Origin of the sequence: Aeromicrobium sp. CF4.19 (assembly GCF_051262555.1) — a bacterium.
GTDB lineage: Bacteria > Actinomycetota > Actinomycetes > Propionibacteriales > Nocardioidaceae > Aeromicrobium.
On the sequence record NZ_JBIMEU010000002.1, the window covers coordinates 143,606 to 165,151 of the forward strand.

Sequence of the window (21,546 nt, forward strand, 5' to 3'; positions counted from 1 at the left end):
CCAGACCTGGGTGCTCAGGGCTCGCTCAGTCCGTCGGGCCGTCGACGAGGTCGACGCGCGTGGAGTCGCGGCCCGAGGCGCCCATCGCGGCGGCCATGCGGTGCGCCACGGCCCCTTCGCGGTGCCGGCTCTGACGGTCCAACGTGAGGCCCAGGGCCGTGTGCGCCCAGCCGCTCGTGGGCTCGAGCTCGATGAGGCGCCGGAAGGCCTGCTCGGCGGGGGCGAGATGGGCCGCGGAGAAGTGCGAGCGTCCCAGCAGCTCCCAGGCGGAGGCGTTGTCCGGGTCGGCGTCGACCACCCGACGCGTCACGCGGGCCGCATCCCGGGGGAAACGGGACTCCAGCAGCTCCTCACCGAGCCGGAAGGCCTCGAAGGGCTCCATGGCGTGGATCTGGTCCTCGGTGTAGGTGGGGGTCATGTAGATCGTCATGGCGGGCCTCCTCCCGTGGATGTCCCGGTCCTTCCGGGTATCGGCTGCAACGCGGGGACGGGGGTGACCATTCCCTGCGTCAGCCGGGGGGTGTCGCGGTGGGGGCAGGGGTCCTGGTCGGTGCCGGGGTGGTGGGCTCGCTCGTCGGGCTCGGGGTCGCGGTGGGCTCGGGCTCCTCCTCCGGCTGCGTGGGGTCGGAGGGATCGGTGTCGGTGCCCTGGTCGTCCTGGCCGTCCGTGTCGGAGGACCCGCCCCCGTCGTCCTGCTGGTCCTGGTCCTGCGAGGACGAGCCGCCACCGGAGAACGGGCTGCTGATGCGGGGGGCGTCGGGGTCGGTGCCGAACGCGCGGCCGGAGACGGCCTCGTAGGCGCTCATCACGGCAAACGCGATCACGAGCGTCGCGAGGGTGGAGATGGCGATGCGCTTCCAGGGCAGCGTCTTCCAGCTGCGCTCGCCCTCCTCCTCGTCGTCGACCACCTCGGCGCCCGAGACGGGGGAGCCGGTGGCGTCCTCGACTGCCGCGAGCGCCTCCTGGGTCCCTCCGGGCTCGGCCTGGGTCTCGACCTTCGAGCCGTCGGAGGTCTGGACGATCAGGGTGCGCCCGCGGTCGAGCGTCCGGTTGAAGAACGCGGACGACGCGTTCAGCGCGAGGCTGCCGACCGCGGCCCCGATGATCGTGCCGGCCACACCCAGCGTCGACGCGATCCACGCCGAGGTCATGGCCGCGAGGGCACCAGCGGCAAGCTGGAACCCTGAGAGGTCTCCGAGGAATCGGCGGCGCGTGGACACGACGACCAGCCTAGATGCGCAGGCCAAGCCGACGAGGCGACCTCATCGCCGGGCTCTCGGCACGGCAGCACCGAAGTGTCCCCGGTCGTTGCCAGACTGATCGGCATGGATCTCGTCATCGTTCTGCTCGTCGGTCTGGTCGTCGGTCTCGCCCTCGGTGGGCTGGTCGGCTGGTCGACCGGTCGGGCGCGGGTCGCGCCGCCGGAGGTCGTGGGGGAGGACCCGGCCGTCGTCGAGGCTCGGCACGCCGCCGTCGTCGCGGAGCTCCGTCAGCAGGAGGCTGCCGCTCGCTCGGAGGTGGAGAACCGGCTCGCTGCCGCCCAGGCGTCGGTGGAGGGGCTGCGGCAGGCGCTGGAGGCGGCCCAGCAGCAGTACCGCGAGACGGTCCACTCCCACCAGCGCGAGGCCAAGGAGCGCGATGCCGCAGCCCAGGGCGAGAGCAAGGTGCTGCAACAGCTCGCTCCCGTCACCTCACAGCTGCGCACGATGCAGCAGAAGGTCGACGAGATCGAGAAGCAGCGCTCGCAGCAGCACGGGCACCTGACGGAGCAGATCAAGGCGTCGCAGGAGTCCGCCGAGAAGTCCCGCCTGGCCGCCGAGGCGCTGTCCTCCGCCCTGAAGAACAACGCCAAGCGCGGCGCCTACGGCGAGACCCAGCTGAAGTCGCTGGTGGAGTCGGCCGGCCTGCTCAACCGCATCGACTTCACGACGCAGGAGTCCATCACGGCGGACTCCGGTGCGCGCCGACCCGACATGGTCATCAAGCTCCCCGGCCGCAAGCAGATGGCGATCGACGCCAAGGTTCCCTACAGCGCGTTCATCGAGGCTCACGAGGCCGCCGCGGACGAGCACCGCAGCAAGCAGCTGCTCGTGCAGCACGCCAAGCAGGTCAAGAGCCACGTCGACGCACTGTCCGGCAAGGAGTACTGGACCGGCCTGGAGTCCAGCCCCGAGTTCACGATGGCCTTCATCCCCAGCGAGGCCATCCTCAGCGCGGCCCTTGACGCCGACCCCTCCCTGATGGAGTACGCCTTCGGCAAGGGCATCGTGCTGGCCACGCCGGTCAACCTGTGGGCCGTGCTCAAGACGGTGGCCTTCACCTGGAAGCAGGAGGACCTCGCCGAGAATGCGCAGGAGCTGGTCGACCTGGGCCGTGAGCTCTACAAGCGCCTCGGCACCCTGTCCGACCACGTCTCCAAGCTCGGCCGCTCGATCGAGGGCACCGTCCGCGACTACAACAAGTTCGTCGGCACGCTGGAGTCGCGGGTGCTGGTGACGGCCCGCAAGCTCGACGCCGTCGACGAGGCCAAGCTGCTGCAGCCGGTCGAGCCCGTCGAGGCCGACCCGCGCAGCCTGTCCAGCCTGGGTGTGGACCGACAGGTCGGCCCAGAGGTCGGCCCAGAGTTCGAGGTGTTCGAGGACCTCGAGCGTCCCGAGCTCGACCTCGCGGTCGAGGCCGAGATCGTCGACGACGAGCAGCGAGACGTCGGCTGAGCCGGTCCAGGACAGCACCCTAGGCAGGGCTCAGGACAACGCCCTTCGCTTCCCCACTCGCAGAGCTCGTGGGAAGTGCCCCGAGGCTCAGGACAACGCCTGCTCCAGGTCGGCCACCAGGTCGGCCGTGGTCTCGATGCCGACGCTGAGCCGGACGAGGTCCTCGGGCACCTCCAGCGCCGACCCGGCCGTCGACGCGTGGGTCATGGCGCCGGGATGCTCGATGAGGGACTCGATGCCCCCCAGGCTCTCGGCGAGGGTGAAGATCTCCGTGCGGTTGCACAGCTGCAGCGCCGCCTCACGCCCCCCGGCCAGCCGCACCGAGATCATCCCGCCGAAGCGCCTCATCTGGCCGGCTGCCACCTCGTGGCCGGGGTGCTCGGGAAGGCCCGGGTAGAGCACCGACGAGACGCCAGGGTGGCTGGTGAGCAGGTCCACCACCGCCTCGGCGTTCGTGCTGTGCTGCTCCATGCGGACCGCGAGCGTCTTGGCGCCCCGCAGCGTCAGGTAGGCGTCGAAGGGGCCGGGCACGGCGCCGGCACCGTTCTGCAGGAAGGCGAAGCCGGCGTCGAGCTCCTCGTCGTCGGTGACGAGTGCGCCGCCGACGACGTCGGAGTGCCCCCCGAGGTACTTGGTGGTGGAGTGCAGGACGACGTCAGCACCGAGCGCCAGGGGTTGCTGCAGGTAGGGCGAGGCGAACGTGTTGTCCACGACCAGGCGCGTGCCCGTCTCGCGCGTGATCTCGGCGAGCGCGGCGATGTCGCCGATGTTGAGCAGGGGATTGGTGGGAGTCTCGATCCAGACGACCTTGGTCTGCGGACCGATCGCGGCCCGGACCGCGTCGACGTCGTTGACGCTCACGGGCGTGTAGGTGACGCCCCACTGGGTGAACACCTTGTCGATCAGCCGGAACGTCCCGCCGTAGGCGTCGTCGGGGATGACGAGGTGGTCGCCGGGACGCAGCATCGAGCGCAGCGCGGCGTCGGTGGCGGCCATGCCGGAGGCGAAGGCCCGGCCGAACCGACCACCCTCGAGCGCGGCGAGGCACTCCTCGAGCGCGGTGCGCGTGGGGTTGCCGGTACGCGCGTACTCATAGCCCTCGCGCATGGCGCCGACGCCATCCTGCGCGAACGTCGAGGACGCGAAGATCGGCACGTTGACCGCGCCGGTGCGTGGGTCCGGCTCCTGCCCGGCGTGGATGGCTCGAGTGGCGAAGCCGTGTCCCGTGCCGTGGGCCCCCGTGGTGGGTTCGGTGCTCATGCGTGGACTCCCAAGAGATCGTGGCGGGTCAGGACGCCGAGGGGCTTGCCCTCGTCGATGACCATGATCGCGTCGGTGGAGGTGAGGGCCTCGAACGCCGTGGAGAGGTCCTCGTGCGACCCGACCAGCGGCAGGGCGGCCTCCATGTGCTCCGAGACCGGGTCGGTCAGCTGGGCCCGTCCCTCGAAGACGGAGCTGACCAGCATGCGCTCGGAGACGCTGCCGGCGACCTCCCCGATGACGACGGGCGGCTCGGGGCCGACCACGGGCATCTGGGAGACGTTGTACTCGCGCAGGATCTCGATGGCGTCGCGGACGGTCTCCGAGGGGTGGGTGTGCACCAGGGCCGGCAGGTTGCCGGCCTTGCGGCGCAGCAGCGTGCCGACGGTGGTCCGGTCGGTGCGCCCGTCCAGGGGTTCGCGCAGGAAGCCGTAGGAGGACAGCCAGTCGTCGTTGAAGATCTTGGTGAGGTAGCCGCGGCCGCCGTCGGGCAGCAGGACCACGACCACCGCGTCGGGGCCGGCCTTTTCCGCAACCCGGAGAGCGGCCACCACAGCCATGCCGCAGGAACCGCCGACCAGCAGGCCCTCCTCACGGGCGAGGCGCCGGGTCATCTCGAAGGAGTCGGCGTCGGAGACCGCGATGATCTCGTCGGGGACCTCCGGGTCGTAGGCGGAGGGCCAGAAGTCCTCGCCGACGCCCTCCACGAGGTAGGGGCGCCCGGTGCCGCCGGAGTACACCGATCCCTCGGGGTCGGCGCCGATGACCTGGACGCGTCCGTCGGACATCTCCTTGAGGTAGCGCCCCGCCCCGGTGATGGTGCCGCCCGTGCCGACGCCGGCCACGAAGTGGGTGATGCGTCCGTCGGTGTCGGCCCAGATCTCCGGACCGGTGGTCTCGTAGTGGCTCTGCGGTCCGGCGGGGTTGGAGTACTGGTCCGGCTTCCACGCGCCGTCGGTCTCGGCGACGAGCCGGTCCGAGACGCTGTAGTAGCTGTCGGGGTGCTCCGGCGGGACGGCGGTGGGGCACACGACGACCTCGGCACCGTAGGCCCGCAGGGTGTTCCGCTTGTCCTCACTGACCTTGTCCGGGCACACGAAGATGCACGAGTAACCGCGCTGCTGCGCCACGAGGGCGAGGCCGACACCGGTGTTGCCCGACGTCGGCTCGACGATGGTCCCGCCGGGGCGGATCGCTCCGGAGGCCTCGGCCGCGTCGACCATCCGCACGGCGATGCGGTCCTTGGCGCTCCCGCCCGGGTTGAGGTACTCCAGCTTGGCCGCCACCAGCGCGCCGGCCGGAACCACCTTGTTCAGTCGGACGAGCGGCGTACCACCCACGAGGTCGACCACGTGCTCAGCAATGCGCATGTCTGCATCCTCCCACTCGCGCGATGCACCGTGCCCGGCCCCCGCTCAGGGCCCGGTGAGGACCGGAGCTGCCTGGCGGACGCGCAGGCTGGTCGGGGTCCCGGTGGCGGTGAGGGTCTCGCCGAGGTCGGTCCATGTGCCGTCGCCGATGCGGTACCGGACGGTGTAGGTGGTGTCTACGCGCGGCCTGACCACGTCGGCGGCGCGCTGGTAGGTGTGGGTGACGTCCTTGGACGGGTAGGGGCGGCCCGGCCGGGACGTGGTCCTGCTGGTGCCGTCGCCGTGGTGCCAGGTGAAGCTGGTGGCGGTGGCCCGCACGTCGATGGTGTTGCCCAGGAGGTCCACGCTGCGGTCCACGGCGCCCGGCTGGGTGTGGAAGATGGTGGGGACGTTGACGAGCGTCTGCTCGCCGGGCTGGACCGTCAGGTCCAAGCTCGGCATCTCGATCTCCCGAATGGCGGTCAGGATCTCTCCCTCGGTCGGCGCTCGAGGTGCCCTGCCCTCGCCCTCCAGAACGTCAGGCACCTCAGGGCAGTCCACGCGACCGGTGGAGTAGATCGTGCATACCTCGATTATGTTCTTCGGACGTCCCTGGGCATCCCGAACGGTTGAGGACTCCGCGCCGGACTTCCCAGGAGGCGGCATCGTCGGTCGGGTGACTTTCAACCCTTCGAGCACCACTCGCTCACCGCGTGCTCCAACTTCCGTTTCGGTGTCGCCGTCGGTGGCGGGGGCGATATGGCCAAGCATGAACAAGAGGACTGCTGTTCCGAACATCAATCCTCCTCGATGAGTGCGATCTCGCCGAGAATCCATCCGCTCTCAGCTCTCTCGATCTCGAAGGTCAGGTCGACAGTGTTTGCGGGCGTCTCTTTGACCTCCGAGTCGTCGCGCTGCTGCTCTTGACCCTTGGCAGCATTCACATTCGCCTCAACGAAGGATTCGCCGGTGGCGGAGTAGTCCACGGTCGTTTCGGAGATGGTTCGTTCGCCCCCGCGCAAGGCCCCTCCCGCCTCGTAGATCTGCTCGTACAGATCTATGTATCTGCGACAGCCCTGGCATTCGTCCGCCGAGATGTTCTCTAGTAGATCCGTGTCACCTGTGAGAGCTGAGTGGTTCGAAGCCTTGAGCCAGAAGTCGACGAAAGCGGTGGCGCCCTCGGGCGAGTCTTCCGCCACTTGAGATGAAGGCATCGGCGGAGCTGACGTCGGCGAGGCACTCGCCGAGGGGGTGGGGTCCGGCTCGCGGACGTCGGGCTCGCCGGTGCAGGCGGCCAGCAGGAGCAGGCCGGCGATGAGAGCGGCGATGGTGCGCATCCAGATCCCCCGATCCAATGATGCGCACGAAGATAGCCCAGTCGCGTCGAGGGCGTCGACCCCTCACCCGCGCCTGTGGACGAACGACCGATCGCACGGACGGGTCCACGCACCGCCACGTCCCGGGCGCATCCGATGGACGGACGCACCCGGGACGTCAGGCGTCGAGGACGGGCGAGGTCAGACGACCGCGCCGGATCCGCCACCCGGGGGGCCGGCGTCGCGGCCGTCGTCGATCGTGGCGTACCGGTCGACGACCTTCCCGGGCTTCTCCGGATTGTGCGGCCACCGCTCCTCCAGCAGGATCGCCAACGCCGATGCGGTGAAGATCGTCGACAGGATGCCGATCGACAGGCCCAGCAGCAGGGCGATCGCGAAGTCCGTCAGCGAGTCGCCGCCGAGGAACGCCAACGCCGCCAGGATGAACATCGCGCCGAGACCGGTGTTGATGGTTCGCGGGATGGTCTGCAGGATCGCGTTGTTGACCACCTCGCGCAACGGCTTCTCGCTGCGTTCGGCCGTGTGTTCTCGGATGCGGTCGAAGATGACGATCGTGTCGTTGACGGCCAGGCCGATGACCGACAGGACCGCGGCGAGGAACACTCCGTCGATGGGCTTGCCCCACCAGGCGAAGATGCCCACCACCGTGAGCACCACCGACGCCATCGACAGCTGCGCCGACAACGCATAGGTCCACCGGAACCGCCACGCCAGGTAGACCATCTGCGCAGCGATCGCGATCGCGAAGGCGATGATCGCGTTGTTGCGCAGCTCCTCGCCCAGGCTGGGGCCGATGAGCTCGTCACGCTCCTTGGTCGCGTCGCCGCCGATCGACGCGACGGCCTCCTCGACCTGGACGGCCTCTTCGTTGGTGATGTTGTCGAGGCGGACGGAGATGTTCTCGCTCTCGCCGTCACCGGAGGAGCGTTGGACGACGGCCTGCGAGAAGCCTGCGTCGCTGACCGCCTCGCGGGCGTCCTCGGGGTCGACGGTCTGCGCCGTGGAGAACTCCAGGATGCGGCCGCCGGTGAACTCCACGCCCAGGTCCAGCCCACGCAGCAGGATGCCGCCGATGGACACCACGGCCACGACGAGGGTGACGGCCACCCACGTGCCGCTGCGCTTCATCAGGTCCAGGCCGCTGCTGTCCAGCCAGGTGCGCACCCTGCCGACCTTGGCCATGCCGGTCATGCCGGGCCGCTTGCGCACGAAGGAACGCTTGACCGCCCACTCGGTGAGCACCCTGGCGACCACGAGTGCGGAGAACATCGATGCCAGCACGCCGATGGACAGCGTGACGCCGAAGCCCCGGACGGGCCCGGAGGCGAGGAAGAACAACAGCGCAGCAGCGACCAGGGTCGTGACGTTGGAGTCGATGATCGCCGACCAGGCCTTGTTGAAGCCGGTCGTGAGGGCAGGGGCGAGTCCCTCCCGTTCTCGTTCGGCGTACTCCTCCCTGGCTCTCTCGAACACGAGCACGTTGGCGTCGATCGCCAGCCCGATGGCCAGCACGAAGCCCGCCAGGCCCGGCAAGGTCAGGGTCGCCCCCAGCCAGACCAGGAGCCCGTAGGAGATGATCGCGTAGGTGCCGAGAGCGATCGTGGCGAGGAAGCCGAGCATGCGGTAGATGAAGACGATGAAGATGCCGGTGAGGGCGATACCGATGATGCCGGCCTCGATCGAGGCGTCGATCGCGGCGTCGCCGAGCGTCGCGCCGACGGTCCGCTGCTCGATGATGTCGACCGGCACCGGCAGGGCGCCGCCCTTGATGAGGACGGCGAGGTCGTCGGCGGTCTCCTGGGTGTAGTCGCCGCTGATGCTGGTGGCGTTGCCGCCGCCGGAGGCGCACAGCTCCGGCACGACGCCGGGGGAGGAGATCACCTCGGAGTCGAGCACGATGGCGATCCGGTTGCCGGCGTCCTGGTTCTCGCAGGCGCTCGCGACCAGCCCGCCCCATCCTTCGCGGCCCGCGCCGTTGAAGTCGACGTTGACGACCCACTGGCCGATGCTGTCCTGCGGCTGGGCGGCGACGGCATCGCTGACGCCGTTCCCGTCGAGGGCCTGGTCGGCGAGCAGGAGCGGTTCTCCCTGCTCGTCCGGGAGGATCTGCTGTCCCTCCTCCTCGGGCTCCTGACCCTCGGTGGCGACCCCCAGGACCTCGTGGAAGGTGAGCTGGGCGGTCTTGCCGATCGCCTCGGCCGCCTCGCGAGGGTCCTGGACGCCCGGCAGCTCGACGATGATGCGGTTCTCACCGGAGCGTGCGAGCGTCGGCTCGGCGACACCGAGGGCGTCCACGCGGCCGCGCAGCACCTCCAGGGCCCGGTCGGTCGCCTCGGCGTCGGCCTCGACACGCTCGGTGGACTGGGTCTCCAGGACGATCTGGGTGCCGCCGCTCAGGTCGAGACCGAGCTTGGCGGGCTGGAAGTACGCGAAGGCGAGGGCCGAGGCCAGCACCACGAAGGCGGCAATGGCACGCCACAGGGGAGCACGGTTGGTCATGGGACTTCTCTCGGGACGGCGGCGGGGCGTGGGGACGGTGGCGACGGCTCAAGCCGTCGGCGGAGCCCTTCCCGTGGGGCGCTGCGGTGCCGTCGATGCGACGTCGTCGAGCTCGGGGACGTCCAGCCGCACCCGAGTGGGCGCGGGTGATCCGGCGGCCGCCGGGGCCTGGCCGCCCAGCTCCTGCGCCACGGCGTCGTCGTCCGACGCCGTGCTGAGGTCGGCCGGTCCGGCCAGGGCGGGCCCGGATCCGGCCGCTACCGAGCCGACCCGCACGGGAGCGGCGTGGCTGGACGCCGCTCCCACGACCACCACGAACAACGCCACCAGCGACGCCGCGACGGCGGCGGCAAGGCGGGGGCGTGTGCGGTCCTGAGGCATCGCCTGAGTGTAGGCGACGCCGCGCGGGTGGAGGGTTGGGCGTCCGGGCTCCCGGTCCTACGGTGACGAGGGCGCCCGGCCCCTCGATCACCCTCTGCCCGACGGGAGGAGAGGTCCTAGCCTGTTGTCATGACTCTCTCGCAGCGCTCCCTGGGTCCCAGCGGCATCGAGGTGCCGGTCGTCGGCATCGGGTGCAACGCCTTCGGCAGTCGCGTGGACGCTGACGGGACGCGCGCCGTGGTGGACGCCGCGATCGACGCCGGCGTCACGTTCTTCGACACGGCCGACGTCTACGGCCTCGGCGAGAGCGAGACGCTGCTCGGCCGGGCGCTGGTCGGCCGGCGTGACGAGGTCGTGATCGCGACGAAGTTCGGGATGGACATGCAGGGCCGTTCCGGCGAGGACGACGGGCGTCGCGGGTCGGCGGCCTACGTCCGTGCGGCCGTCGAGGCGAGTCTGCGACGCCTGGGCACGGACCACATCGACCTCTACCAGCTGCACACGCCGGACCCGCTCACCGACCTGGACGAGACCCTGGGCGCGCTGGCTCTCCTCGTGGAGGAGGGTCTCGTGCGTGCCATCGGGTGCTCCAACCTCCAGGCCTGGCAGGTCGTCGACGCGCACTGGCGGGCGACGTCGGCTGGGCTTCCTGCTTTCGTGACGGCCCAGAACGAGTACTCGCTCTACAACCGGACGGCCGAGGTGGAGCTGGCCCCCGCGTGCGCCGACCTCGGCGTGGGGATCCTGCCCTACTTCCCGCTGGCCTACGGGCTGCTCACGGGCAAGTACCGCCGAGGGGAGCCGGCGCCGGTCGGCTCTCGGTTGGAGCAGCAGTCCGGACGCCTGGAGTCCGCCGACTGGGGGCGCATCGATGCCCTGCAGGCGTTCGCCGACGAGCGCGACATCACGCTCCTGCAGCTCGCGATGGGCGGACTGGTCGCCCAGCGCGCGGTGTGCAGCGTCATCGCAGGCATCAGCCGGCCCGAGCAGGTCCGCTCCAACGCCGAGGCAGCCGCCTGGGTGCCCTCCGAGGACGACCTGGCGGCACTCGCCGAGATCGGCCGACCGACGCAGTCCTACACGACCTTCGCGCCCGGCTGAGGCTCGGTTCCGGCCCGAGGTTGATGCGCCGGGCTGGGAAAGCGCCTCACGGCGCGTGGCCGCTCGTAGCGGCTATTTTTGGGACCCGGGGCTTGCCTCAGCCCGGCGCACTGACCAGCGTAATGGGTCGTCGGGACCACACAAGGCAGGCCCGGGAACATCCTCGGACGCCCCCGCAGGAGCACTGGCGGGAGCGCCGGCCGAGACGTCAGTGCAGCGCTGCCGCGCGCTCCAGCACGGCGGCGTGACGCAGCTGCTGGGCCATGTCCACGAGCCGGGCGGCGCTGCGGGCATCGCCCTCGCTCTGGCCGCGGCCGACCCCGACGATGTGGGCGAATGCCGCGGCACGATCCAGAGCGACGTCGAAGTCGGAGCCGATGATGCCTCGCACCACGGTGTCCACGAGCTCGGCCACCTCCTGCGGACCGGGCGGCTCCACGACCCCGGCGAGGACCTCGTGGACGGGTGCGTAGGCGCGGCCGGTGGCGTACTCGCGAGCCGCGAGCTCGGGCTGGCGGTGCACCCACTCCCGCAGCACGTAGAGCCGCCAGAGCGAGCCCGCCAGCGTGTCGGCGGCGGCGTGCGACCACAGGTCCGCGATGACGCCCAGCCCTTCTGCATCGGCCAGGTGCAGGACCCGCGTCACCAGACCCTCGTCCTCGCCGTCGTGCGGGCCGCGCACCAGCAGGTGGGCGATGCGGTGGCCTGCGGCGGCCGCCTCCGCGGGGTCGGCGTCCTCGGCCATGGCCTCGAACAGTCCGGGTCCGGGCATGGACGGTCGGCGATACTCGCTCATCGCTGACGCGCCTCCCCGTGCATGGCACCACGGTAGACCCGGACCGGTCAGCGGCGAGCGCCGCGCGACCGGTGAGTCAGTCCTGCAACGCCTCGGCCAACGGGGTGGCCACGAGGTCCACCTGCCACTGGCGGGCCCCACCGTCGAGCAGCGCGTCGCCGACGGGCCCCACCGTCACCACGGACGGCGGCTCCCATGCGAGGGCACGGACGAGGGACGGCGTGATGAGGTTCTCGGCCGGGAGGTCGTGCTCCTCGGACAGTCGGGTGACCACCTCGCGAGCCCGGGTGAGTCGGGCTGCCGCCTCTGGGTGGCGCTCGGCCCAGGCGCGCGGCGGGGGCGGCCCGTCGCCTCGGGGCGAGGCCGTCGGCAGGTCCGCGTCGGGCATCGCGAGACCGGCCTCGACGGCGTCCAGCCAGCTCTGCAGGTAGCGCCGTGGGCCGCGGCCACGCATCGCCGACAGCTGTCGCAGTGTCGACGCGTCCCGGGGGACCTCCTTGGCGATCTCGACGAGCGCGGCGTCCGGCAGGATGCGACCGGGAGTGGTGTCCTTGGCCTCGGCGATGCCGTCGCGTGCCTCCCACAACGACTTCACCAGCGCGAGCATGCGTCGCCCTCGCGCACGGTGCAGGCCGGAGGTGCGGCGCCACGGCTCCTCACGTGGCGGCGCTCCGGTGAAGGAGAGCAGGGCCTCGAAGTCCTGCCGCGCCCATTCCAGCTTGCCGGTGCGCTCGAGGTCGGCCTCCACGAGGTCGCGCAGCTCGGTGAGCACCTCGACGTCCAGTGCGGCGTACTCCAGCCACGGCCGGGGCAGGGGACGGGTCGACCAGTCGGCTGCGGAGTGTTCCTTGGCCAGGCTCATGCCCAGGTAGTGCTCGACCAGAGTGGCCAGTCCGACCCGCGGCAGGTTCAGCAGCCGGCCGGCGAGCTCGGTGTCGAAGAGCTTGGCGGGGCGCAGCCCGATCTCGGCCAGGCAGGGCAGGTCCTGCGTGGCCGCGTGCAGGATCCACTCCGCGTCGCCGATCGCGTCGCCGAGGTCGCGCAGGTCGTCGAAGGCGATCGGATCGATGAGCCCGGTGCCGGCGTGCTCGCGACGGACCTGCACCAGGTAGGCGCGCTGGGAGTACCGGTAGCCGGAGGCCCGCTCGGCGTCCAGGGCGACAGGTCCGGTGCCGACGGTCACCTGGGCGCAGTAGGCGGCATACGCGTCGGTGTCGTCGATGACGTCGCCGAGCGGCTCCCGCAGGGCCAGCCGCGGCAGCGGGACCTCGGGGGACTCGGTCTCGGACCGGGTCAACGCCCACCCCGCCTGCGCTGCAGGGGGACGACTCCCGGCGTGAGTGGGGGCAGGCCGGCGATGGCGCACAGCAGGTCCGACCACGCGCTGACGTGCTCGCCCATCGTCGAGGTCGGGGTCCAGGAGGCTCGGACCTCGATCTGGGCCGTCGAGCCGTCGTCGGCCATCTCGCCGAAGCCCTCCGTGGTGACCACGGTGGCGCTCCCGCTGGCGGCCGTGCGCTCGGCGTCGTGCGCATCGAGGGCGTCGGTGAGCCAGCTCCAGCCCACCGACGGCAGGGCGGGGTCGGCGGCCATCTCCGGCTCGACGTCCGCCCGTGCGAAGGTCACGCAGCGGAAGGTGCCGTTCCACGCGTCGTTGCCCGCCGGGTCGTGCAGGAGGATGAAGCGGCCGGTGGCGATCTCGTCGCCGTGCACCACCACGTCGCCGCTGAGGGCGTGGGCGTGCGGGGCGATGCGCTGCGGAGCCGGCATGGCGTCCACGACGACCTCCGGACGCAGCACCGCGGCCTTCAGCTGCTCGACGGCGGACTCGAAGGCTGCTGGAGTGTGATCGATCTCGCGGTGGACTCCCACCCCGCGATGGTAGGCGCTGTGACGGCGGTCGGTCAGGCCGACACTCCGACCGGCCCGACCTCACCCCTGACAGAATTGGGACGTGAACCTCCCGACGCCCGAGACGACCGCCCGGCCGCGCCCCACGACGGACAGCGACTTCCTGCGTGCGTGCCGAGGGGAGCCGACGACTCGCACCCCCGTGTGGTTCATGCGCCAGGCCGGACGGTCCCTTCCGGAGTACCTCGCGCTCCGTGAGGGCGTGCCGATGCTGGAGTCCTGCTTCCGCCCGGAGATGGTCGTCGAGATCACGATGCAGCCGGTGCGTCGCCATGGTGTCGACGCCGCCATCTTCTTCTCCGACATCGTCGTGCCGCTCAAGGCGATCGGTGTCGACCTGGACATCGTGCCGGGCACCGGTCCCGTCGTCGCCGAGCCCATTCGCCGCCGCGAGCAGCTGCACCAGCTGCGTGAGATCGAACCCGACGACGTCGCAGGCATCCTCGAGGCCGTCCATGGCCTGGTCGGCGAGCTGGGGGCAACGCCGCTGATCGGTTTCGCAGGTGCCCCGTTCACCCTCGCCTCCTACCTCGTGGAGGGCGGGCCCTCGCGCGACCACCGGCTCACCAAGCAGCTGATGCACTCCGACCCCGAGCTGTGGCACGACCTGCTCGGCCGGCTGGCTTCGATCGCCGGGGCGTTCCTGCGGATGCAGGTGCAGGCGGGGGCGTCGGCGGTGCAGCTGTTCGACTCGTGGGCGGGAACCCTCTCGCTGGCGGACTACACCGAGTTCGTGGCCCCGCACTCGCGGGCCGTGCTCGAGAGCGTGGCCGACCTCGGAGTCCCCCGGATCCACTTCGGCGTCGGCACCGGGGAGCTGCTCGGGGCGATGGGGGAAGTCGGAGCGGACGTCGTGGGCGTCGACTGGCGGGTCCCGCTCGACGAGGCCGTCCAGCGCATCGGCCCGGAGCGGTCCGTGCAGGGCAACCTCGACCCGACGACGCTGTTCGCCCCCACCGAGGTGGTGCACGCACAGGCCGCCCGCATCATCGAGCAGGGCCGCGGCGCCCGCGGTCACGTCTTCAACCTGGGCCACGGGGTGCTCCCCGAGACCGACCCGGATGCCCTCACCCGGCTCGTGGAGTTCGTCCACGGTCACGAGCGGCACTGATGCGCGTCGCCGTGGTCGGTGCCGGCATGGCCGGCCTGTCCGCAGCGCTGGACCTCGTCGAGGCAGGGGCCGAGGTCGTCGTGCTCGAGGGTGCCGACCGCATCGGCGGCAAGCTGCTCCTCGGGGAGGTCGGTGGTCTGAGCGTCGACCTCGGGGCCGAGGCGATGCTGGCGCGGCGTCCGGAGGCGCTGGACCTCATCGAGCGCATCGGCCTGGGTAATCGCCTCACCCAGCCCGAGACGATCTCCGCCGCAGTCTGGACCCGCGGGGCGATCCGTCCGCTGCCGCCGACCGTCATGGGCGTGCCGGCAGACCTCGATGCCCTGGAGCGGTCCGGGATCATCCCCGAGCGACCACAGGGGCGGTCCGTGGAGGCGCCGGAGGAGGACGTGAGTGTCACCGACTTCCTTGCGCCACGGGTCGGGCAGGAGGTCGTCGACCGGCTGGTCGAGCCGCTGCTCGGTGGTGTGTACGCGGGTCACGCCACCCGGTTGTCGCTGCAGGCCGCGGCTCCCCAGATCGCCGCCCTGGGGGCCGACCCGCTCGCCGCGGCGGGCCGCTCGAGCGATGCCCCCACGCGCACAGGGCCCGTCTTCGCCGGCCTCGTCGGGGGAGTGGGGCAGCTGCCGCAGGCGGTCGTCGATGCCGGGGACCTGGACGTCCGCACGGGATCCACGGTGAGGGCGGTGACGCGTGCCGGGGATGCGTGGGAGGTCCACCACGGTCCGACCACCGACGTGCGCACGGAGGCTGTGGACGCCGTCGTGCTGGCGACCCCGGCCCCGGCGACGGCGCGGCTGCTGGGCGATGTGGCTCCCGCCGCGGCGTTCGCGCTGGCCGGCGTCGAGTACGCGTCGATGGCCGTGGTGACCCTCGTTCTCGATGGCCCTGTCGGCGCTGACGGCTCCGGGTTTCTCGTGCCACCCGTGGACGGCACTGCCATCAAGGGTGCGACGTTCAGCTCGGCCAAGTGGCGCTGGCTCGCCGAGCGGGCCGGGGCGCACAGCGTCGTGCGGGCGTCGATCGGCCGGGCGGGGGAGAGCACCGCGCTGCTCGCCACCGACGAGGACGTCACCGCGCTGGCCGTCGCAGACCTCACCGCCGCGCTCGGCGGGTTGCCCGACGTCGTCGGTTCCCACGTGCAGCGGTGGGGTGGAGCGCTCCCGCAGTACGAGGTGGGCCACGGTGCCCTGGTGCAGACCGTCGAGCGGTCGGTGGCCGAGGTGGCCGGGCTCGAGGTGTGCGGAGCCGCCTACCGCGGCATCGGCATCCCGGCCGTCATCGCGTCGGGGCGCTCGGCTGCGGAGCGGCTGCTCGCCGGTCAGGACCCGAGGGGACAATGAGGTCATGAGCATTCCGAACCAGGGCAAGCTGGCCAAGGAGATCAACGAGACCATCCGCTACACCCTGTGGTCGGTCTTCCGCCTCGATCGTGTGCTCGGCGACGCCGACCGTGCCGCGGAGGCGGCCGAGGTGGAGCAGCTCGTCGCCACCCTCGCGGCCCAGGACGTCGTGGTGCGCGGCCTGTACGACGTCAGCGGCATGCGTGCCGATGCCGACCTGATGGTCTGGTGGCACGCCGAGACGGCCGACGCCCTGCAGTCGGCCTACAACGCCTTCCGCCGCACGGCCCTCGGCTCGCGGATGGCGCCGGTGTGGTCACAGATGGCGCTGCACCGTCCCGCGGAGTTCAACCGCTCCCACGTCCCGGCTTTCATGGCTGATGAGACCGTGCGTGACTGGGTGTGTGTCTACCCGTTCGTCCGCTCCTACGAGTGGTACCTGTTGCCCGAGGACGAGCGTCGCGACATGCTCAAGGAGCACGGCATGCAGGCACGTCCCTACCCGGACGTGCGGGCCAACACCGTGGCGTCGTTCGCCCTGGGCGACTACGAGTGGATGCTGGCCTTCGAGGCCGACGAGCTGCACCGCATCGTCGACCTGATGCGCGACCTGCGCGCCAGTCGGGCCCGTCGCCACGTCCGCGAGGAGATCCCGTTCTACACGGGACGACGCCACGCGGTGGCCGACCTCGTCGAGCTCTGGCCCTGACCGACCCGCTCCTGCCCAAGATTCGTGAGCCCCTGCACTCGATTCGGCGCGAATGACCGGATGTGTGTGCAGGCGTTCACGAATCTCGGGGGTGTGGTCAGTCGGGGACCTGCGTCAGGCTGATGCCATTGATGCAGTAGCGCTGGTCGGTGGGGGTGTCGAACCCCTCGCCCTCGAAGACGTGCCCCAGGTGTGAGCCGCAGCTGGCGCAACGCACCTCCGTGCGGACGCTGAACATCGAGCGGTCCTGGATGTACTCCACCCGGTCCTCGGCCAGCGGTGCGTAGAACGCGGGCCAGCCGCAGTGCGCGTCGAACTTGGTCTCGCTGCGAAAGAGCTCGGCACCGCAGGCGCGGCAGGCGTAGGCAGCGACCGTCTGGTCGGTCTCGATGGGGCTGCTGAACGGTCGCTCCGTGCCGGCCTCGCGCAGGACGTGATACTCCTGCGCGCTGAGCTCGGAACGCCACTCGTCGTCACTCTTGTGCACCTCGTGGGCGGTGCCGGAAGTCTCGTGAGCCATGCTCTGAGTCTACGTCGGAAGGCCAGCGCCGCAGATGTTCATCTGGCCGTGGTCGCGCGTTCAGGGCGGTGTGGGACAACGGGAGGGTGCGTCCCGTCAGCAAGTACCTCCTGGTCGCTTCCGGTGGCGTCCTCACCTCCGCTGCCGTCGCGGGGCTGACCACCCGCACGATCCTGCGGCGCCAGGCCGCCAGGGCGCGGTCGGTCATCGGACAGCCGCTCGGGCACCGGGCACCGGACGCCGACCGGAGCTATCGCAAGAAGATGGGCGACCGGATCGAGCTGCTGCTCGTCGGCGACTCCATCGCTGCCGGGCTGGGCGCCGACGATGCCAGGGGGACCCTCGGCGCCCGGCTCGCGCGACGGCTGGCCAAGCGGACCGAGCGCGCGGTCCGCCTGCGCACCGTCGCGGAGGTGGGGGCGGAGAGCAGCATGCTGGGTGCCCAGCTCGACGCACTGCCCGATGACTACCGTCCCGACGTGGCGGTCGTCGTCGTGGGCGGCAACGACGTCACCCATCGGGTCCCGGTGGGGGAGTCGGTCAAGCACCTGGAGGACTGCATCGAGCGGCTGCGTGAGCGCGGCGCCGAGGTCGTCGTGGGCACGTGCCCGGACCTCGGTGCGCTGCGGGCGGTGCCACAACCGCTGCGTGCGCTGGGGTCGCGGGCCTCGCGGCAGCTGGGGCTCGCCCAGCGGGCCGCCGCCCTGGACCGGGGTGCCTACGCGGTCTCCCTCGCCGACGTCGTCGGGCCCTTCTTCATCACCAACCCCGACGAGATGTTCAGTCTGGACCGCTTCCACCCGAGCGCGCTGGGCTACAAGCGGACGGCGGCCGCGATGCTGCCCTCTCTCCTGGCCGCCCTGGGCGAGCGCGACGAGGTGCCCTTCGGCCATCACGCCCCCGGCGCGTCCGCCTGACCGGCGGGCCGGGTCAGCGGTCGCGGAGCCAGCGGGTGAGCAGGACGCCGTCCTCGACGACGGCGTGGGCCAGGCGCATGTCGTGCTGCACCGTCGCGTCGTGCCGAGTGATGCCGGGCCCGCCGGTGGTGAGGACGGGGGCGGTGGTCAGGCACACCTCGTCGATGAGGTCGCCGGCCACCAGCTCGCCGTGCAGACCGGGACCACCCTCGCAGAGCACGCGGAGCAGGCCGCGCGAGGCGAGGTCGGCCATGACAGCCGGCCAGTCGATGTCGTCGCGCCCGTGCTGCAGCACCTCCACCCCGGCGGACTCCAGGCGCGTCACGTCGGTGGGCTCGGCGGACCGGGTGGTGATGACGAGAACGCCCGCCGTGCACAGTCGCTCCGGCACGTCGAGGCTGCGCGTCACGACGGCAAGGGTCGGGACCCGCGCGTGGGGGAGGGTGGCGTCGAGGTTGGCAGGATCGACCGGGCCGTAGCCCTCCGCTCGTGCGGTGCCCGCCCCCACCAGGACGACGTCCGCGAGCGAGCGCATGATCGTGAACGCCCGCAGGTCCGCCGCGCCGCCCAGTGAGCCGGACACCCCGGTCTCGTCGGTGACGGAGCCGTCGATCGTCGTGACGAAGTTGCTCCGTACCCATGCGCGGTCCGACGGCGGGTAGGCGTACAGGCTGGCGTCCACGTCTCGACCCTAGGCGAGGCCCGGGGGCGCGGTGGGGCGACCGAGCGGTCGGCCCCACCGCGCCCGCAGGTCAGGCGAAGGTGAGGTCCAGCGGGACGAGGTCGACCGCACCGACGGCGTACCGGGCCAGGACGACCTCGGCGATCTCGTCGGCCGCGCCGAGCGGCTCGGCCACGGCGACCGCCCCGGCCTCGTAGGCCAGCTCCGTGACCCGGTCGGGCAAGAAGCCCGGCGCGAGCATCAGGACGCCCACCGCGATGTGACGACGGCCGTCGGCGCGATGCGTCCGGACCGCCTCGCCCGCCGCCGGCGGTGCGCTGGAGGCGAACGCTGCGATGGTGGGCAGCTTGTGGTGGGCGCCCCAGGCGCGAGCTGCCCGGGCGATGAGCGCGTTCGCGACGGGGTCCGACGACCCTGCTCCGGCGAGCACGAGCGCGTCGAGCTCGCGGACGCGATGATCACTCAGCGACTCACGCAGCCGACGGTCGAGCACGTGGAAGAACGCGTTCTCGATCCCGAGGATGCGCGTGCCGATGATGCCGACGCCCTCGTGACGCTCTCGAGCGGCCTCGATGGCCTTCGGGACGTCAACCTGGGCGTGGTAGGCGTTGGTCAGCAGCAGCGGGACGACGACGATCTCGCCGTGCCCCTCGGCCACGAGGCGGTCCACGACGTCGTCGAGGCTCGGCTCGTTGAGGTCGAGGAAGGCAGGCTCCACGCGGAGGTCAGGACGCAGGCACGCGACCCTCTCCGTCAGGGCAGTGATGGTGGCGGCAGAGCGGGGGTCGCGGCTGCCGTGCGCCAGGGCGATGAGTGCTGGTGCGGTCATGGTGCTGTCCTCCTTCCGGAGGGAGTCGTGCCGGGGGTGTCGGCGTTGGGGTTGAGCAGTCCGAGGAAGCCGAGCTTGAAGGCCCGCATGCAGCTGCGGCACTCCCACTGGCCGTGGGTCTCGCCGTGCGGTCGCAGGTCCTCGTCCCCACAGAAGGGGCAGTGGAACGGAGTCGCCCTCATCGCAGAACCTCCTCGTCGGCGCGGGCGACCCAGCGAGCGAAGGGCTCGTCGTCCTCGCGCTGCTCCAGGAAGGTGCGCGAGAGCTTCTCGATGTAGTCGGGCAGCTGGTCGCCGGTGACCTTGTGTCCTCGAAGCTTGCGGCCGAAGCCCGCGTCGAGTCCGAGCGCACCCCCCAGGTGCACCTGGAAGCCCTCGACCTGCTCGCCGTTCTCGTCCATGACGAGCTGGCCCTTGAGCCCGATGTCGGCAGTCTGGATCCGAGCGCAGGAGTTGGGGCAGCCGTTGACGTTCACGGTGATGGGCGTGTCCAGCTCCGGCACGCGCTCCTCGAGCTCGGCCACCAGCTCACGGGCACGGTCCTTGGTGTTGACGATCGCGAGCTTGCAGTACTCGATGCCCGTGCAGGCCATCGTGTGCTGGCGCCAGGCGGAGGGACGAGCGTGCAGACCCAACGCCGCCATCGACTCGATGAGCGTCTCGACGCGATCGTCGTCGACGTCCAGGACGATCAGCTTCTGCATCGGCGTGAAGGCGACCCGGCCGGAGCCGCTGGCCTCGACGACGTCGGCGACGCTGCTCAGCAGCGACCCGGAGATCCGGCCGACGGTGGTCGCGAACCCGACGTAGCTGCGGCCGTCGACCTGGCGGTGGACACCCACGTGGTCGACCGGCGTGTCGGGAACCGGTGGCGCGTCGAGGTCGATGAGCTCCCGATCGAGGTACTCCCCCTGCAGCACGTCGCGGAACGTCTCGATGCCCCAGTCGGCCACGAGGAACTTCAGCCGCGCGCGGGAGCGCAGGCGCCGATAGCCGTAGTCCCGGAAGATGCTGACGATGCCTTCCCAGACCTCGGGCACCTCGTCGATCGGCACCCAGGCGCCGAGCCGCTGCGCGAGCATCGGGTTGGTGGAGAGTCCACCACCGACCCAGACGTCGAAGCCGGGGCCGTGCTCGGGGTGGACGGCGCCGACGAAGGCGACGTCGTTGATCTGCGGCACCACGTCGTGGCCGGGGTGCCCGCTGATCGCCGTCTTGAACTTGCGGGGGAGGTTGGAGAACGCACGGTCACCGATGTAGCGGCTCTCGATCGCGTCGATCGCCGGCTGGCCGTCGATGACCTCGTCGGTGGAGACCCCGGCGACGGGGCTGCCCATGATGACGCGGGGGCAGTCGCCGCAGGCCTCTTGCGTCGACAGGCCGACGGCCTCCAGCCGGTCCCAGATCGTGGGCACGTCGCGGACGTCGATCCAGTGGTACTGCACGTTCTGACGATCGGTGACGTCCGCGCTGTCGCGACCGTAGTCGGTCGAGATCGAGGCGACGGTGCGCAGCTGCTCGAGCGTGAGCTGTCCGCCGTCGATGCGCACCCGCATCATGAAGTGGCGGGCGTCGAGCTCCTCGGGTTCCAGCGTCGCAGTCTTGCCGCCGTCGATGCCGGCCTTGCGCTGCGTGTACAGGCCCCACCAGCGAAAACGCCCGCGCAAGTCGCCGGGGTCGATGCTGTCGAAGCCGCCGTGCGCGTAGATGTTCTCGATCCGTGCGCGCACGTTGAGCGGGTTGTCGTCCTTCTTGGACTGCTCGTTGGCGTTGAGGGGCTCTCGATAACCCAGGGCCCACTGGCCCTCGCCGCGGCGGCGGCGCGCGGGGCGGCTGGGGGTGGTGGTCTCGGTCGTGTCGGTCGTCATGGCAAGTCGCTTCCTGCAGCAGGGAATGGTCCACACAGGGACCGGGCCGGGGCTGGGTCAGCGACAGAGCATGGTGCGCGAACGACCGAGGTCGACGTGGAGACGCTCCACGAGCCAGGTGTTCTGCGCGGTCAACATGCGGACAGTCTGTCCACGGTCAGGGACGACGGACAAGCGGGATTCCACATGCTGGGACACGTGTCCAAATGGCAAGACAGGT

General features: G+C 71.1%; 22 protein-coding genes. 6 read left to right on the forward strand and 16 right to left on the reverse strand.

What is annotated here, in order from left to right; genetic code table 11:
* Positions 1 to 25: 25 nt before the first annotated feature.
* Entirely contained in the window at positions 26 to 430 is a 405-nt protein-coding gene (locus ACHAAC_RS05170) for a tetratricopeptide repeat protein (protein WP_435714986.1), read from the reverse strand.
* 79 nt (positions 431 to 509) lie between these two features.
* Positions 510 to 1,220: a hypothetical protein gene (locus ACHAAC_RS05175; protein ID WP_435714987.1), complete on the reverse strand. Its 711-nt coding sequence runs from the start codon at positions 1,218 to 1,220 to the stop codon at positions 510 to 512.
* A 105-nt stretch (positions 1,221 to 1,325) separates the two neighbouring features.
* On the opposite strand from ACHAAC_RS05175, the gene rmuC reads away from it, so the two are divergent.
* The gene (gene rmuC / locus ACHAAC_RS05180; protein WP_435714989.1) at positions 1,326 to 2,714 is read left to right on the forward strand and encodes a DNA recombination protein RmuC; all 1,389 of its coding nucleotides are present in this window, start codon (positions 1,326 to 1,328) and stop codon (positions 2,712 to 2,714) included.
* 87 nt (positions 2,715 to 2,801) lie between these two features.
* Here rmuC and ACHAAC_RS05185 read toward each other — a convergent pair whose 3' ends face one another.
* From ACHAAC_RS05185 to ACHAAC_RS05210, 6 genes are all read right to left on the reverse strand, one after another.
* Complete coding sequence (locus ACHAAC_RS05185) at positions 2,802 to 3,974, reverse strand: cystathionine gamma-synthase (protein WP_435714990.1); 1,173 nt, start codon at positions 3,972 to 3,974, stop codon at positions 2,802 to 2,804.
* Positions 3,971 to 5,344, reverse strand: coding sequence for a cystathionine beta-synthase (locus tag ACHAAC_RS05190; protein WP_435714992.1), 1,374 nt, complete (start codon positions 5,342 to 5,344; stop codon positions 3,971 to 3,973). The genes ACHAAC_RS05185 and ACHAAC_RS05190 overlap by 4 nt, the downstream gene beginning before the upstream one ends.
* A gap of 45 nt (positions 5,345 to 5,389) precedes the next feature.
* A complete protein-coding gene (locus ACHAAC_RS05195; RefSeq protein WP_435714994.1) occupies positions 5,390 to 5,785 on the reverse strand; it encodes a hypothetical protein in 396 nt (131 codons plus the stop codon).
* 335 nt (positions 5,786 to 6,120) lie between these two features.
* A complete protein-coding gene (locus tag ACHAAC_RS05200) occupies positions 6,121 to 6,660 on the reverse strand; it encodes a DUF6318 family protein (RefSeq protein WP_435714995.1) in 540 nt (179 codons plus the stop codon).
* A 180-nt stretch (positions 6,661 to 6,840) separates the two neighbouring features.
* Positions 6,841 to 9,159 carry a protein translocase subunit SecD gene (secD, locus tag ACHAAC_RS05205; protein ID WP_435714997.1) on the reverse strand — a complete coding sequence of 773 codons (2,319 nt, stop codon included), beginning with the start codon at positions 9,157 to 9,159 and terminating at the stop codon, positions 6,841 to 6,843.
* 48 nt (positions 9,160 to 9,207) lie between these two features.
* Entirely contained in the window at positions 9,208 to 9,540 is a 333-nt protein-coding gene (locus tag ACHAAC_RS05210; RefSeq protein ID WP_435714998.1) for a hypothetical protein, read from the reverse strand.
* A 129-nt stretch (positions 9,541 to 9,669) separates the two neighbouring features.
* Here ACHAAC_RS05210 and ACHAAC_RS05215 point away from each other — a divergent pair, with 129 nt between their 5' ends.
* Positions 9,670 to 10,641 (forward strand): aldo/keto reductase, encoded by a 972-nt coding sequence (locus ACHAAC_RS05215; protein ID WP_435715000.1) that lies wholly within the window; start codon positions 9,670 to 9,672, stop codon positions 10,639 to 10,641.
* Positions 10,642 to 10,849: 208 nt separating this feature from the next.
* Here ACHAAC_RS05215 and ACHAAC_RS05220 read toward each other — a convergent pair whose 3' ends face one another.
* The 3 genes from ACHAAC_RS05220 to ACHAAC_RS05230 form a co-directional block, all read right to left on the reverse strand.
* Positions 10,850 to 11,437 (reverse strand): hypothetical protein, encoded by a 588-nt coding sequence (locus ACHAAC_RS05220; RefSeq protein ID WP_435715001.1) that lies wholly within the window; start codon positions 11,435 to 11,437, stop codon positions 10,850 to 10,852.
* Positions 11,438 to 11,513: 76 nt separating this feature from the next.
* Positions 11,514 to 12,734: an HRDC domain-containing protein gene (locus tag ACHAAC_RS05225; RefSeq protein WP_435715002.1), complete on the reverse strand. Its 1,221-nt coding sequence runs from the start codon at positions 12,732 to 12,734 to the stop codon at positions 11,514 to 11,516.
* Positions 12,731 to 13,309 (reverse strand): DUF3000 domain-containing protein, encoded by a 579-nt coding sequence (locus ACHAAC_RS05230; protein ID WP_435715003.1) that lies wholly within the window; start codon positions 13,307 to 13,309, stop codon positions 12,731 to 12,733. The genes ACHAAC_RS05225 and ACHAAC_RS05230 overlap by 4 nt, the downstream gene beginning before the upstream one ends.
* An 82-nt stretch (positions 13,310 to 13,391) precedes the next feature.
* On the opposite strand from ACHAAC_RS05230, the gene hemE reads away from it, so the two are divergent.
* From hemE to hemQ, 3 genes are read left to right on the forward strand one after another with little or no spacing between them, the layout of a single operon-like run.
* The gene (gene hemE / locus ACHAAC_RS05235; protein ID WP_435715004.1) at positions 13,392 to 14,459 is read left to right on the forward strand and encodes a uroporphyrinogen decarboxylase; all 1,068 of its coding nucleotides are present in this window, start codon (positions 13,392 to 13,394) and stop codon (positions 14,457 to 14,459) included.
* Positions 14,459 to 15,802, forward strand: a complete 1,344-nt coding sequence (hemG, locus tag ACHAAC_RS05240; RefSeq protein WP_435715005.1) for a protoporphyrinogen oxidase — start codon at positions 14,459 to 14,461, stop codon at positions 15,800 to 15,802. The genes hemE and hemG overlap by 1 nt, the downstream gene beginning before the upstream one ends.
* 4 nt (positions 15,803 to 15,806) lie before the next feature.
* Entirely contained in the window at positions 15,807 to 16,511 is a 705-nt protein-coding gene (gene hemQ / locus ACHAAC_RS05245) for a hydrogen peroxide-dependent heme synthase (RefSeq protein WP_435715006.1), read from the forward strand.
* A gap of 97 nt (positions 16,512 to 16,608) precedes the next feature.
* On the opposite strand, the gene msrB is transcribed toward hemQ, so the two are convergent.
* Positions 16,609 to 17,031, reverse strand: coding sequence for a peptide-methionine (R)-S-oxide reductase MsrB (msrB, locus tag ACHAAC_RS05250; RefSeq protein WP_435715007.1), 423 nt, complete (start codon positions 17,029 to 17,031; stop codon positions 16,609 to 16,611).
* Positions 17,032 to 17,117: 86 nt separating this feature from the next.
* Here msrB and ACHAAC_RS05255 point away from each other — a divergent pair, with 86 nt between their 5' ends.
* The gene (locus ACHAAC_RS05255; RefSeq protein WP_435715008.1) at positions 17,118 to 17,948 is read left to right on the forward strand and encodes an SGNH/GDSL hydrolase family protein; all 831 of its coding nucleotides are present in this window, start codon (positions 17,118 to 17,120) and stop codon (positions 17,946 to 17,948) included.
* A gap of 13 nt (positions 17,949 to 17,961) precedes the next feature.
* Here the strand turns inward: ACHAAC_RS05255 and ACHAAC_RS05260 are convergent, their stop codons facing one another.
* The 4 genes from ACHAAC_RS05260 to ACHAAC_RS05275 all read right to left on the reverse strand — a co-directional run bounded on the left by ACHAAC_RS05260 (position 17,962) and on the right by ACHAAC_RS05275 (position 21,326).
* Positions 17,962 to 18,630: a dihydrofolate reductase family protein gene (locus ACHAAC_RS05260; protein ID WP_435715009.1), complete on the reverse strand. Its 669-nt coding sequence runs from the start codon at positions 18,628 to 18,630 to the stop codon at positions 17,962 to 17,964.
* Positions 18,631 to 18,700: 70 nt separating this feature from the next.
* Positions 18,701 to 19,459 (reverse strand): sirohydrochlorin chelatase, encoded by a 759-nt coding sequence (locus tag ACHAAC_RS05265; RefSeq protein ID WP_435715010.1) that lies wholly within the window; start codon positions 19,457 to 19,459, stop codon positions 18,701 to 18,703.
* Complete coding sequence (locus tag ACHAAC_RS05270) at positions 19,456 to 19,641, reverse strand: hypothetical protein (RefSeq protein WP_435715011.1); 186 nt, start codon at positions 19,639 to 19,641, stop codon at positions 19,456 to 19,458. The genes ACHAAC_RS05265 and ACHAAC_RS05270 overlap by 4 nt, the downstream gene beginning before the upstream one ends.
* Positions 19,638 to 21,326, reverse strand: coding sequence for a nitrite/sulfite reductase (locus tag ACHAAC_RS05275; RefSeq protein WP_435715012.1), 1,689 nt, complete (start codon positions 21,324 to 21,326; stop codon positions 19,638 to 19,640). The genes ACHAAC_RS05270 and ACHAAC_RS05275 overlap by 4 nt, the downstream gene beginning before the upstream one ends.
* Between the last annotated feature and the right edge of the window lie 220 nt (positions 21,327 to 21,546).